General features: G+C 48.3%; 11 protein-coding genes and 1 pseudogene. 8 read left to right on the plus strand and 4 right to left on the minus strand.

The window, feature by feature from the left end:
• Positions 1 to 16: 16 nt before the first annotated feature.
• A pseudogene (locus tag AB182_RS14585) lies at positions 17 to 268 on the plus strand (hypothetical protein); the annotation flags it as partial.
• Here AB182_RS14585 and AB182_RS14590 read toward each other — a convergent pair.
• Entirely contained in the window at positions 247 to 852 is a 606-nt protein-coding gene (locus AB182_RS14590; protein WP_047370733.1) for a TetR/AcrR family transcriptional regulator, read from the minus strand. The pseudogene AB182_RS14585 and the gene AB182_RS14590 overlap by 22 nt on opposite strands.
• A 143-nt stretch (positions 853 to 995) precedes the next feature.
• On the opposite strand from AB182_RS14590, the gene AB182_RS14595 reads away from it, so the two are divergent.
• Positions 996 to 1,397, plus strand: coding sequence for a RidA family protein (locus tag AB182_RS14595; RefSeq protein WP_047370734.1), 402 nt, complete (start codon positions 996 to 998; stop codon positions 1,395 to 1,397).
• Positions 1,398 to 1,562: 165 nt separating this feature from the next.
• Here the strand turns inward: AB182_RS14595 and AB182_RS14600 are convergent, their stop codons facing one another.
• Positions 1,563 to 2,741 carry a dienelactone hydrolase family protein gene (locus tag AB182_RS14600; RefSeq protein WP_047370735.1) on the minus strand — a complete coding sequence of 393 codons (1,179 nt, stop codon included), beginning with the start codon at positions 2,739 to 2,741 and terminating at the stop codon, positions 1,563 to 1,565.
• Positions 2,742 to 3,097: 356 nt separating this feature from the next.
• Positions 3,098 to 4,093, minus strand: a complete 996-nt coding sequence (locus AB182_RS14605) for a LacI family DNA-binding transcriptional regulator (RefSeq protein WP_047370736.1) — start codon at positions 4,091 to 4,093, stop codon at positions 3,098 to 3,100.
• 266 nt (positions 4,094 to 4,359) lie between these two features.
• On the opposite strand from AB182_RS14605, the gene AB182_RS14610 reads away from it, so the two are divergent.
• The 6 genes from AB182_RS14610 (at position 4,360) to AB182_RS14635 (ending at position 12,029) form a co-directional block, all read left to right on the plus strand.
• A complete protein-coding gene (locus AB182_RS14610; RefSeq protein WP_047373308.1) occupies positions 4,360 to 5,598 on the plus strand; it encodes an MFS transporter in 1,239 nt (412 codons plus the stop codon).
• Positions 5,599 to 5,617: 19 nt separating this feature from the next.
• Positions 5,618 to 7,054: a glycoside hydrolase family 32 protein gene (locus tag AB182_RS14615; RefSeq protein ID WP_047370737.1), complete on the plus strand. Its 1,437-nt coding sequence runs from the start codon at positions 5,618 to 5,620 to the stop codon at positions 7,052 to 7,054.
• 92 nt (positions 7,055 to 7,146) lie between these two features.
• Positions 7,147 to 8,430: an OmpG porin family protein gene (locus AB182_RS14620; protein ID WP_047370738.1), complete on the plus strand. Its 1,284-nt coding sequence runs from the start codon at positions 7,147 to 7,149 to the stop codon at positions 8,428 to 8,430.
• 90 nt (positions 8,431 to 8,520) lie between these two features.
• A complete protein-coding gene (locus tag AB182_RS14625; RefSeq protein WP_223883606.1) occupies positions 8,521 to 9,939 on the plus strand; it encodes a family 43 glycosylhydrolase in 1,419 nt (472 codons plus the stop codon).
• A gap of 12 nt (positions 9,940 to 9,951) precedes the next feature.
• Positions 9,952 to 10,965 (plus strand): OmpG porin family protein, encoded by a 1,014-nt coding sequence (locus AB182_RS14630; protein WP_047370740.1) that lies wholly within the window; start codon positions 9,952 to 9,954, stop codon positions 10,963 to 10,965.
• A 116-nt stretch (positions 10,966 to 11,081) separates the two neighbouring features.
• On the plus strand, positions 11,082 to 12,029 hold the full coding sequence (locus AB182_RS14635) for an aminoimidazole riboside kinase (protein WP_047370741.1): 948 nt from the start codon (positions 11,082 to 11,084) through the stop codon (positions 12,027 to 12,029).
• A 248-nt stretch (positions 12,030 to 12,277) separates the two neighbouring features.
• On the opposite strand, the gene AB182_RS14640 is transcribed toward AB182_RS14635, so the two are convergent.
• Complete coding sequence (locus AB182_RS14640) at positions 12,278 to 12,955, minus strand: DUF1963 domain-containing protein (RefSeq protein WP_047370742.1); 678 nt, start codon at positions 12,953 to 12,955, stop codon at positions 12,278 to 12,280.
• Positions 12,956 to 13,235 lie beyond the last annotated feature (280 nt).

The following is a 13,235-nucleotide window of genomic DNA, read 5'->3' on the forward strand; positions in this document are numbered from 1 at the left end:
CTGTCATGAGCGAACAATTGCCGGCGTGACCAGCTCGACATTACAAATCAGCACTGCGCTGAGCGTCGCCGTCATCGGCGGCATTTTTTACAGCATGCTCGACAACGATAAAAGCAGCGCAAATATCACCCATGCCTTTATTGTCGCGCTTCTGGCGATGGCGGTATGTCTCGCCACGGGTGCCGGATTAAGTCTCCGTCTCATCCGGCGCGCCTCAGATCCGGCCAGCCGCATCCCGCAGCGATCTTACTGCGATTCGCCTGAATGATTACGTAACCCACTGGCAAGCAGTGTGAATACCTTAATAACCTCTGGCAGTCTCTTTTGCGGCGCGTCGCTCGCAGCTATCAACAGTGCAGCATTGAGCGCCGCGCCGTTCAACAAATGCGCCGCGGCCGCTGCATCCATCTCTTTGACGACCTGGCGTTCAATCATGCTTGTCAGGGTTTGTCGGGTGGATTCAAGACAGCTGTTCTGGCTAGGCCATTGAGCGGGATCGCCCAGAAAAGCCGGGCCGTCAAGCAGGACAATACGCCTCACTTCGGGGTCCAGCGCCATCTGAATGTAGGCAATACCTTCGGCCAGCAATCTCTCCCAGTCATCGCTGGCTGTTTCGGCGGCCGCTTTCGCGCGCTGAGCCATTTCGCTATCTATCTGGGTGACGACCGCGGCAAGTAACCCCTTTTTATCACCAAAGGTGTGATAAAGCGCACCGCGTGTCAGACCCACACTTGCGGTCAATTCATCCATTGATGCATTAGCAAAACCTTTTTCTGCAAAGGCCTTACGCGCGGCTGAAATCATTTTTGCGCGATTTTCTTCCATCGCCTCGATTCGGCGGTTAATAGCCATACCCTCTCCTTTTTGACATACATCGCGTATCTCACTTGACATACGTGATGTATGTGATAATTATTACACATACATCACGTATGTTAAATCATTCCGTCCTTGATTGCTCCACCTGTGCTCTCTATTTGAAAAGAGGAAACCCTGTGATTCAACGCGAACCTGTTTTTCCTGCTCATCGCCATGCTCTTTATCATGAACACGGTTATTCCGCCGCGATCCGTTCTGGCGACTTGCTGTTTGTTTCTGGTCAGGTCGGAAGCCGGGCAGATGGCACGCCAGAACCCGATTTTGCCGCTCAAGTCCGTCTTGCCTTCGATAACCTGAAAGCGGTGCTTGATGCTGCTGGATGTACCTTTGATGATTTGATTGATGTCACGACCTTTCATACCGATCCCGAACATCAATTTCCCGCCATTATGCAGGTTAAGCAGTCTGTTTTTCCGCATCCCCCTTATCCAAACTGGACTGCTGTTGGCGTCAACTGGCTTGCAGGATTCGATTTTGAAATTAAAGTGATTGCCCGAATTCCTGCTCATCAGTCATAACCAGAGGAAACAGAGCGACGACCGCTTCTGATGCCGGGAAGCCATATGCGGGAGCGGGTGCGTTACATTTACCTTCCCCCGCGATTGTTCCTTGCTATCTCACGGGATACGAAGCGGATACCCTCGCCCGGCAATACAATGCCCTGCCCGCTGCACGCGCCTCTTTCAGGGGCTGACCTTCGACGCATAATGATTGTTTATTGCGTAGAGCGTACATGTCGGCGCGCCGCTGCGTTGTTGGCTTGAGCAGATCTTAAGGGCTGTTGCGGCCGCTTCGTCGCTATTTCTGGCCCAATAAGCCGCTCCCCAGTCCCCCTGCGGATCGCTGGCAAATGCTTTTTCATATCGCTGCGTGGTTTGGTAGTCGGCGAAGGCTTTTTTCCCGGCCACATTCAACGCGGGCGGATCAACGAGGTGAACAACCGGCAGCGCGGCTATTTCCTGGAGTGGTTGATGGTGCTGTTCAAGAAAAGCGGCGACGGTTTGCCACCAGAAACTTTCCGGCGCGGAATCCATGAAAACATGTCCATCCTTTCCATAGGGAGGCATGACGACAAATTGAGCGGTTTTTTTGCCCTGCTGATAGGCGTCAAACATCGCTTTGCCCATCTCGGGAGAAAACGATTTATCATTTTGCGCGTACAGCCACAACGAAGGGATCGTCGCGGTTTTTCCGTATTGTGCGTACGCTTTCATCAGCCCCGTCTTATCACAAAGGGATTTCCCGTCTATCGCGCCTCTGCCGCCATCAAAATTAATAATTGCCTTCACGCCGGGCGGGTTTGTTGCGCCAGTTGCGATAACGGCAAATCCACCCGCCGACATGCCGACCAGCATCGCGTTATCAACGGATGCCCATGAATTGCGACGCACAGCGCCAAGCGCCGCAACCATATTTTGGACGTCCTGTTCTCCGGCTTGCAGATGAAAGGGTTGCATGCACGAGTGCCCTGTATATTCTGCCGCGCCACTGGACTGGCCATATCCCTGCCGCAACACAACCACAGCAGCATATCCGTGGCGCGCAAATGCGATAGCTGTTGAGGCGTATCGGTTTGGGTTCAGCGTCCAGCGATCGAATTCGGCTGTCCCTGTCGTTCCATTCGTGATTAACACCACCGGCAAAGGCTTATTACCCGCGGGCCGGGTAACAAACGCATCAAGTACCGCAGGCTGACCATTGCTTAATGTGACGGATAGCGTCAGAGGTTCCCTGATAAGCCCGTCAATTTGCTGGTGTTCAGCGGTGTCCGTTAAAGATTCAGTGTGCCCGGGGAAACTGATAAGGGACACGACCAATGACAAAAAGAGAGAGGCCGGGTGGGTTATAAAACGGCTGAACATCAAAAGATATCCTTAATTGACCTGAGATATACCGCTTTGCAGTTGTGTACTGGCAGGTAAAAACGCGAATACTGACAGCACCTATGTATTTATGACTTATGTTTCTTAATCCACCAGATGTGATGAAGAATATTAAGGTAAGCAAATATTTACGGTGAACATCAAGAGATAAAAAACAGCCGTAAGTGAGATTCAGGCTCGCAATCGTACTACAGCTCTATAAAAGGAGCCGCGTCACCCTTGAGCGAGAATAGCATTGCTTTGCCCCCCTGAACTCACGATATTCATCCCCACACAACGCCCTCTCTGACGAAAAGGCAGCGTGTGAGGAGTGAGGATTTCCTGTTCATTACTTCTCAAAAGGACTCTCGTGCTAACCAGGGACTATCAACCAGTACCCTTTCGTTGCTGTCATCACCATTAATGATGTGCAATGTACTCAGCCGACCAATTTCATAATGCGGTAATTGTACCGTTGATAAAGGAGGCAAAAACAGGTTGCCAATCCCTACAAGGTTATCGTAGCCAATAACCCCGATATCTTGCGGGATACGTATCCCTTTTGCCAAAAGGGTCTGATACACCATAAAGGCAATACGGTCGTTACCGCAAATAACCGAATCAAACTGGGGTTTCCCCTCATGAATATGCGCTAACAGAATGTCAGGAATATCACGATAGTGTTCATCGCCAAATTGCATATAACAATGATCCAGCGTATCGGGATCAATGCCTGCCTCGCGACAGGCGCGCTCCAGCCCTTTTCTGCGACGGGAAGTTGCCAGGTGATTGGCGGGCAGATGCAGACAAATTGGCCGACGATACCCTGCAGCCAGCAATGCCTGTACTGCAGTATATTGCCCCTTTTCATCGTCAGGGATATAACAGGCAACCGGCTCCCCTTTATTTTCACAGTTTGCCAGCACGCAGGGATGCGTAAGCAATTTTGGCGGGACGCGCACTTCTCGCAGCCCCATGGTAGTGAAAATGATACCCCCGGGTCGGTGCGCAAGGAGAAGATCGACAATATCGTCAGGATTATCATCAGAGAACATATTCACCACGAAGCTGTTCCAGCCGTGTGCGCGAGCAGTCTCCTCAATTGACAGCGTAATTTCTACCGAAAAGGGTGTGGTTACCGTATCCAGTGCGAGGACGCCAATCGTTTTATTTTTCGTTCCGACATTACGGATCTGTTTTGCTGACAGATCGGGGACGTAGTTCAGATGCACAATCGCCGCCTGTACCCGCGCAAGCGTCTCAGGCTTTACGCGTTCAGGGTTATTCAGTGCCCGAGAAACGGTCATTAACGATACATTGGCCATTTTGGCCACATCTTTTAAAGACGCCATAACCTTCCGTTTAGCATAAACACGCCTCAATCCTCGTTGCGTAAGCGAACCTTCACAATAAAGATTATCCATAAAAATGAACTCATTATTCTAAGCATTGAGCCTGTGATTTTGCGAATTTGGAACAAAAATTTGACACAGATCTCAAAAGACTAATGTTAACGTTAACTTTTGTGATTAACATCGTATATCGACCCAAAAAGCGGTGTGGACGGAATATGTTAACGTTACCATCATGGCATATAATCCGCTATGAGATTGCTCAGATGAAAAAACGATCTTCTCGCAACTATTTGCTACTCAGCGCCCTGCTGTTCTTTTTCTTCGTCACCTGGTCGTCATCCAGCTCGCTTCTTTCTATATGGCTTCATCAGGAAGTGGGATTAAAAGCGTCTGAAACAGGTATTATCTTTTCCGTCTTATCGGTCTCTGCCCTGTTCGCTCAGGTTTTCTACGGTTTTATTCAGGACCGTCTTGGCCTGCGTAAAAACCTGCTGTGGTTTATTACGGCACTACTGATCCTCTCCGCCCCCGCTTATCTCTGTTTTAGCTATTTGCTCAAGCTCAATATCTTACTGGGCAGTATTTTTGGTGGTCTGTTTATTGGCATGACATTTAACGGCGGAATCGGCGTGCTGGAGTCATATACCGAACGTGTTGCACGTCAAAGCAATTTTGAATTTGGACGGGCTCGCATGTGGGGCTCTCTGGGTTGGGCCGTCGCAACGTTTTTTGCCGGGCTGCTGTTTAATATTAATCCTGACCTTAACTTTATAGTGGCGTCATGTTCTGGCATGGTCTTCTTCTGCCTGCTGGCCCGGTTAAAAGTTGCCGCACCGGCGAGCATGGAGAAACTGGAAATTGGGGCTAAAAAGGTCTCCCTTGAAGATGCCTTGCGCCTACTTATGTTACCTCGTTTCTGGGCACTTATTTTCTTCGTGGTCGGAACCTGTATTTATGGCGTTTACGATCAGCAATTCCCGGTCTATTTTTCATCGCAGTTTCCTACCCTGAAGGAAGGAAATGCCATGTTTGGTTATTTAAATTCATTTCAGGTTTTTCTGGAAGCGGCAGGGATGTTTTGTGCACCGTGGCTGGTTAACCGGATTGGTGCCAAAAATGGCCTTATTTTCGCCGGTATGGTGATGGCGCTTCGTATGATCGCCTCAGGACTGGTTGAAGGACCGTTGCTCATTTCAATTACAAAACTGCTGCATGCCGTTGAGTTGCCGATATTGTTGGTTGCAATATTTAAATATAACAGCCTGAATTTCGACAAGCGTTTGTCTTCCACCATATATCTGGTGGGATTTGCCTGCACCAGCTCCGTTATTGGCACCGTGTTATCACCACTGGCGGGCTTTAGCTACGAAAAATTTGGCTTTGCCCAGTCTTATCTGATCATGGGCATTATGGTGTTCTGCACCACATTTATTTCCATCTTCCTTTTGCGTCCAAATAAGCCCTCAACTGAGCAATCCTTTTTACAGCCAGGCGCTGTGTAATTTATCGGGAGAAACGACAATGACATCCTTGTTAAAAAAGGCCGAAGAGACGCTTGAAAAAGCACATGCCGGAATTAACCCCCGTTGGTATCCACGCTATCACCTCGCCGCACGGGCGGGCTGGATGAACGATCCTAACGGGCTGGTATGGTTTGACGGTTGGTACCATGCATTCTATCAACATCATCCCTATTCAACAAAATGGGGGCCGATGCACTGGGGGCATGCCCGCAGTAAAGATTTAATTCACTGGGAACATCTGCCTGTTGCCCTTGCTCCGGAAGGTCCGGCAGATAAAGACGGCTGTTTTTCCGGCTCCGCCGTAGTGGTTGGCGATACGCTGGCATTGATTTACACCGGACATAAATTCCACGGCCCGGCTGATACGGATGACAATCTCTATCAGGTGCAATGTCTGGCAACCAGTGGTGATGGTATCCATTTCGAACGTCATGGAATGGTCATTGATACTCCCCCAGGACTGCATCATTTCCGCGATCCGAAGGTATGGCGTGAAGGGGAATTCTGGTACATGGTTGTGGGCTCACGCGTCGGAGACACCGGCCAGGTACGCCTTTACCGTTCAGTCGATCTTCATAAATGGTATGACGAGGGCATTTTTGCCGAGGCTGAACAAGGCATGGGCTATATGTGGGAATGCCCTGATTTCTTTACCCTGAACGGCAGGCGTGTACTGATGTTCTCTCCCCAGGGCGTGGCGGCTAAAGGTTATCAAAACCGTAACCTCTTCCAGAGTGGATATTTGCTCGGTGAATGGCAACCAGGCCAGCCGTTTACCCATGACGGACAATTCATTGAGATAGACAGCGGTCACGATTTTTATGCCCCGCAAAGTTTCCTGAGTCCCGACGGACGTCGAATCGTCATAGGATGGCTGGATATGTGGGAATCACCGATGCCGGAGCAGCAGGATGGCTGGGCGGGTATGCTCTCCCTGCCGCGCGAATTAACTTTAGGTGATAATAATCGCCTGATTATGAAGCCCGTCGAAGAAGTGTCAGCCATGCGAGGGAGTTATTTTCCTGTCCCTGTCCATTGCCTGAAGAATCAACAGGTATTTGTCGCTGCAGATGCCGAAGCAGTAGAATTAATCCTGCAATGGAACTGTAACGAGTCTGCGGCGGAACAGTATGGCGTTACGCTGGGAGATGGATTACGTGTTTACGTTGATAACCAGGCTCAGCGTCTGGTGTTAGAGCGTAATTATCCTGATTTCTCGCTGGCTGGAACGCGCAGCGTTCCCCTGCCCGAGGGTAATAGCCTTTCACTGCGAATGTTTATTGATCGTTCGTCCGTCGAAGTTTTTGTCAATGAAGGCGAAGCCTGTTTAAGCAGCCGAATTTATCCGCAGCCAGGGCAACGCGATATAGTATTATTTGCAAATAGCGGAACCGCTGTGTTGAAAGAAGCAGGATACTGGTCACTGGATAAATAATTACGCTCGATCTCATATTACTTTCCATATTGTGTATTTTTTGTGCCAGTCTCTGGCTGGCATTATATTGTCTGAAATAACGAGATAGAAAAATGGATGAGAAATTAGCACAACATAACGCCCTAATTAAAAGCAGGACAAAATCATCTTCAAAGAAAAAAGCACTGGCGCTATTTTTATCCTTTGCTTCTTTTCCAGCCTTCGCCGAAAACAATACAGAGATATCGGATACTTATACCGGGAACTATCAAAGCTATTTTCACGATGAGGATGCCAACCTTCAACACAGTCTTTCAACAACAAAAACCGATGCTCAACATTCAGCAACGCGCATCCCTTCGTCCCCAGTTAAGGAAGGAACAGCAACGGTACAGCCGTCTCCGTCAGTACCTGCGGCACTTCCTTCTGAGGCCAGCAGCACGACATCGGCAGCAAATCAGACTGTTGCAGCAAACAATTCTGACGATGTAAGTCTGTTACGCTTGAGGCAGGAAGCTCCGCCGGTTCACTGGGACAGTATTGGACGCAATATGGAAGCTGGCGGTTTGCATGGAAACATCGGCAGCCAGATAGAAATTGATGACGTCCGCTGGAACAATAAAAATAAAAATAGCGGTAAATTCAAGCTTGCAACCATTCAAGCTTTTTTAAGGCATGATAAATTACCGAACTGGTACTTTGGCTTCTGGAATGCCAGGGAAGACAGCTATAAAGGACAATTCAGTAATCAGGACTACAAAGGAACGAACACCATTAATGAGTTTTTCGTCGGTCATATTTTCGAGACCTGGCGCGGGAATATCGGCACAGAAGTTATGGTTGGTTCAGAAACGGCAACGAAACGCTGGAAAAACCGCGTTAAAGTCTGGCAGGACTTACGCTTAACGAATAAATGGAGCATTGCCGGATACGCTTATGGTGAATATCAACCTCAGGGGAATCAACCTGGTAATGGCGATCTCGAACAATATATTTTTGAAACTGAACCGGCAATCCAGTACCGGGTAAATCCAGATCTCGGTCTGTATTTACGCCCATATTATTATTATAACCGGCAGGTACGTGAAAACTGGGGTGATATTGTTGAACAGGAATGGAAAGTAACGGCCGGATTCTGGCGAAACTGGTATCCATTACTAACGTCAATGTATATCGGCTTCGGACAGGACAAAATTGAGAACGCCAGTAACGCAAAAGAGCTGTTTTATGATGGTCGCTACAAATTTATTGGCGGCACTATCAGTTATCCCGTCTTTGGTGAAGTTCGTCTGTATGGTGAATTCAAAGCGTCATTCACGAAAGAAACAGGACTCTGGACGTACACAGGTCACTCCTGGAATCCTTTCACTGTCGTTGGTGTGACTTATAACTTTTGATACTCAGGGTGTAGCATGAGAACATTTATTACGGCGACGTTCGTCGCTCTGCTGGCGCTTTCTGTTGGAAATACCCCCGGGTATTCACAGATGTCCAAAGAAACATTACAGAACAAAAGCATCAGCCAGGTTAATGACTTTTTCCCGCGCATTGAAGGGTCATTTATTGGCGATCCAATGCCTGTCTATAACGATGGTGTGTTTAATATTTTTTATCTCAATGATGTGCGCGGCGGCAGCGATTTAGGCGTACATGCGATTCACCTGCTCTCCAGCGCCAACTTATATAATTATCAGAACCATTCTGAGGTTATTCCTTACGTTAATGATGTCAATGATCCAGAGCTGCTTTTAGGGACTGGCTCCATTATCAAAGTGGGCGATACCTGGCACGCATGGTATACCGCACACAATGAAAACGTATTTCCGGTTGAGTCAATCATGCATGCCACCAGTAAAGATCGTTTTCACTGGGTCAAACATCCACAGGACACCATCCTGCCGGGCGCTAACTATCGAGGCAATGACTTCCGCGATCCGCATGTTGTCTGGGTTGATGAAAAGAAAGAATACTGGATGCTGATCACGACCCGCAGCAAGGGGCGCGGGATTATCGCGCGCTACAGCTCAACGGATTTAAAAAATTGGGAAGACCGTGGAGTATTTTTTGACAACGACACCATCACCAGTAATTCAAACCTTGAATGCCCGACACTGGTCTTCTTTAATGGGCGCTGGTATCTGAGCTTTAGCGATCAGTGGCCACTACGGTTGACGCAGTACCGCGTTGCGGACAATCCAGAAGGGCCATGGCATAAGATGGATAATTATGTTGTGGATGGCTCAGGTTTGTATGCCGGTAAATTGACCATCAAGGATGGACGGTTATTTGTGTTTGGATGGATCCCGACAAAGGCAGGAAACAGCGACAGTGGCAATATCGACTGGGCAGGAAACCTCGTCGTCCATGAATTGACCGCAGGTATAAAAGGTCAGCTCAACAGCATAATTCCACAAGAACTTCAGAAGGCGATCAAAGATAACCGTGGTCCGGTTCAGATGATACAGCCGGTTAAAACGCTCAAAACCTCAACACAATTTGGTCTCTTACAGTCAACTATTTATCCGGCTTTACCCAGGCGTGGAGAACTGTCCGCAACAGTGGATATTCCCTCCTCGGGAATGGTCATGAGCTTCGGGCTGAAAGATGACCGCGTGAGTGACGCGATGCTTAACGTTGTATTCAACAGGAGCAAAGGCAAAGTTTATTTCTTTAATTCTCCATTGGCGTCCATCAATCAGAGTAATGCTGAATCCTGGGTTGATGTTCCGCTCGGTGAGAAAATTAATCTTCGTGTGCTAATACAGAACTCAATAGCCGTTTTTTATATTAACGACAAAGCGGCATTTAGCACCCGTATGTATTCCATGCCGGAAAATCACTGGAGTATCAGTCTGCCTCAACACGATAGTCTCCATGCAACGTTGCAATTTAAAGAAATGATCTAAAGGGATATTATTATGAAAAACCATCATGCCCTGGCTGTTATTTTTTCTCTTATGCTTCCGACTCTGGCAAATGCAAGCATGAGCATAATGAAAGATTTATCGGGCAAGGTCATTGCCGTCGATCCGTGGTCCTATCTGGATGAAGACGTCATGTGGACATCAGCACGCTCTTCCAATCCTGCGGGTGGGCGCGTTCATGGTCAACTTAAAATGAAATATGCCATTGAAGATAATAACTGGCGAAACAGCCATTTTCACAACGGTAATGATTCGCTGACTTTTGTTCAAGGGGTTATGCGCAATGATGCTTTACCCGGTTGGTATCTGGCATTTTCGGAAGGCAGAACCACGAATTATAATGGCACATGGGAAAACCAGACCTATCTCAGCCAGAATCAATGGACTCAACTTATTGTCGGCCATGAATATTTCTACAAACGCCTGCGCTATGGCTGGGACGTTATGGGAGGAAGTGCGTCAATTGAAGATCGCTGGCAGGCACGCGTCAAATTCTTTACCGATCTGCGCGTGACAGATAATTTTTCGTTCTTCAATTATCTCTATCAACAGATTGATCATCGCCGTAGCGGAGGTTCTCAAAATGATCGTGACGTGCGCTCATTCCAGATTGAGCCCGGTATTCAATATATTATCAACAACACCACCGGTGTCTGGTTACGTCAGAAATTTGCTTCTGCAGTATTAGACAGAGCGCAATGGGGTGATATCGATGACAAGACCTGGACCACCTCAATGGGTATTTGGCACAACTGGGGAAAATTATCAACGACGTTCAGCGGGGGGTATGGACATTATAAGAAAAATAATGCCCAGCGCGAAGATGGTGAAGTCTTCCAGAATACCAGAAACCGCTTCCTCAAAGTATCGGCTAATTACCCTCTGACTTCCCGATTTACACTCTCCGGAGAGATAACAGGTTCATTAATTAATCAGAGTGGGAGTTGGGTAACGCATGGTGATGCCATTACCACCGACTATAAACTCATGCTGGATTACAATTTTTAAAATCATTTTTATATAACTTCAGCGGAATGAAGGAAGCGTATATCGCCCTGCCGGGATATCCGCTTCCGTACCGCTGGTCATTCCAGGGTAAGAATAATTAACTTTGAGGTGATGTCATGAACATTTGGACTCTTGGCGATGCGGTAGTCGATCTCTTACCGCTTTCGGATATGCAGTATCAGGCCTGTGCCGGTGGCGCGCCCTTCAATGTAGCGGTAGGAACTGCACGTTTGAACTGTCTGAGTGGATTTATTGGTCGGGTCGGTGACGACGATTTCGGTCTTTTTTTAAAGAAAACCCTCTGCGCATCAGGAGTCTCTGTCCAGAGTATGCAGATGGACCCTCATCACCGAACCAGTACCGTACTGGTCTCCCTGAATAATCACGGGGAGCGTGGATTTACGTTTCTTACCAATCCTTCGGCAGATCAGTTTTTAACACCTGACGCTCTCCCCGATTTAAGTACCGGAATATTGCATTTCTGTTCTCTGGCGCTCGTCGCCAAAACCTGTCGCAATACGTTAGTTACGGCTATCGAAAAAATAAAACAGAGTAGCGGTTTGCTGAGTTTTGATGTGAATTTACGTGAGCAAATGTGGAGCGATCGGCAGGAGATGCATGACACTGTGCACCATTTCGCCCTACAGGCTGACATACTTAAATTATCTGAGGAAGAATGGTACTGGCTGGCAGAGACACAGGATTTTAACCAGGCGCTGGATTTTCTTAAAACCCTGCCAGCACGCCTGAAGGTCGTAACCTATGGCGCGCAAGGCGCAATGATTCTGCAGAACGACATGATTATTCATTTTAATGGCTACACCGTAAACAGCGTTGATACAACGGGAGCAGGTGATGCGTTCCTGGCGGGCTTACTTGCTTATATCGCTCAAGCTGGAATGCCGCAGAACATTGAACAAATCAAAGACGCCATGACGCAGGCCAGCGCCTGCGGCGCACTGGCAACAACCCGGAAAGGCGCGCTGACAGCTCTACCGGATAGTAAGACCCTGAATGAATTTATCAGACAATATCCTCTGCTGGACTATGAGATAAAAGCGTAGCCTCAACGATAGCCAGCAACATCCCGGCCTGAAGCGTTCCGGTGCAAGCCACCGGGACTCGTTTTGCTGTCCTCCGCCCTGTTTTGAAACGACAGATTAAGTGTGATCTCCGCTTACGGCGCGGCGTGACCGGCCAAGGAGGGCATTACAGCAGCGATACGAAAAAGCAGAAATGCGCACATGTTTACATGATTGATAAAAAGCTAATGACTCCAACGCCCCTTAACAGCGGATAACAAGTCAATTTATCAGTAGAACTGACATGAAAACCGCCAGACGCCGTCTGGTGATTTGTGAAAATAGCCAATGCCGTTGTCCGCCCACATCCAGTTAACTTTTTCTTCCGATCCCACCTGAAAGACGAAATCCTGAAGCCCGACACCATGTTGGATTTCCATAGGGTATCCGCCAACTTTAGTTCCCCCGTAGCGGTTAAAGTCCTCAAAGAAACTGTCACTGGCTGGTTCATCATCGTTTACGGCAGAAAGGTCGAGAATATCCCAGGCATCCTCCCAGCCCGGAGCGTCATCATTAACACTTAACCATCGTACAGGAAATTCGCGATACGGCGTGGCCACTTCCGGCAATAGTTCAAGCCCCTCAAGCGTGGCATATTCACGAATTAGCCAGCCTTCGCCATGGGGTTGGTCAAAAGGATGGCTTTCCATGTTGTGAAAGAGAACCAGCAGGGCTATCTCCTTGAGTTGTTCAGGTATAACCGGGAGCTCATCGATACGAATCTGAAGAAGCGGAAACATCGGCTTCCCCTTCCAGACAGGCAATCCTTCACCTGCAAGCGATACCCCTTTTAAAAACCAGGAGGTAAGAGGATCTACACCCGGGCGAAAACCACCTACCTGCGCCACCGATGCGGGGCGCAATGCGGACCTGAGATCTTCTAAAACTGACGCACTCTCGGATTTCATCTTAATTGCCTTGCGTATGAGAATATTCTCTGGATATCGGGGATTCAAACCTGCTCATTATATATAAAAATCGCTCCCGGAAAGGCTATGCCAAAGAAGATCGTAATAAACCGTCCTCAAATCAGGTGACTTTTCACCCTCCCCCTGCTAGCTTCATCTGATGATAAAAATCTGTTCAGCACCCGCTCATGCATTAATTATTATCACCTGCATCTGTCAGGTGGGATAGCGTTCGTCATTTTCCCGCCGGTAAGGCGGGCCTTACCGGTATCATCCAGTG

Source organism: Phytobacter ursingii (genome assembly GCF_001022135.1).
GTDB classification, from domain to species: Bacteria; Pseudomonadota; Gammaproteobacteria; order Enterobacterales; family Enterobacteriaceae; genus Phytobacter; species Phytobacter ursingii.

Bases quoted from the DNA above. Each gene is read 5' to 3' on its own strand.
- AB182_RS14590 (WP_047370733.1), bottom strand. From the start codon at position 852: ATGGCTATTAACCGCCGAATCGAGGCGATGGAAGAAAATCGCGCAAAA.
- AB182_RS14600 (WP_047370735.1), bottom strand. From the start codon at position 2,741: ATGTTCAGCCGTTTTATAACCCACCCGGCCTCTCTCTTTTTGTCATTG.
- AB182_RS14605 (WP_047370736.1), bottom strand. From the start codon at position 4,093: ATGGCGTCTTTAAAAGATGTGGCCAAAATGGCCAATGTATCGTTAATG.
- AB182_RS14610 (WP_047373308.1), top strand. From the start codon at position 4,360: ATGAAAAAACGATCTTCTCGCAACTATTTGCTACTCAGCGCCCTGCTG.
- AB182_RS14615 (WP_047370737.1), top strand. From the start codon at position 5,618: ATGACATCCTTGTTAAAAAAGGCCGAAGAGACGCTTGAAAAAGCACAT.
- AB182_RS14620 (WP_047370738.1), top strand. From the start codon at position 7,147: ATGGATGAGAAATTAGCACAACATAACGCCCTAATTAAAAGCAGGACA.
- AB182_RS14625 (WP_223883606.1), top strand. From the start codon at position 8,521: ATGTCCAAAGAAACATTACAGAACAAAAGCATCAGCCAGGTTAATGAC.
- AB182_RS14630 (WP_047370740.1), top strand. From the start codon at position 9,952: ATGAAAAACCATCATGCCCTGGCTGTTATTTTTTCTCTTATGCTTCCG.
- AB182_RS14635 (WP_047370741.1), top strand. From the start codon at position 11,082: ATGAACATTTGGACTCTTGGCGATGCGGTAGTCGATCTCTTACCGCTT.
- AB182_RS14640 (WP_047370742.1), bottom strand. From the start codon at position 12,955: ATGAAATCCGAGAGTGCGTCAGTTTTAGAAGATCTCAGGTCCGCATTG.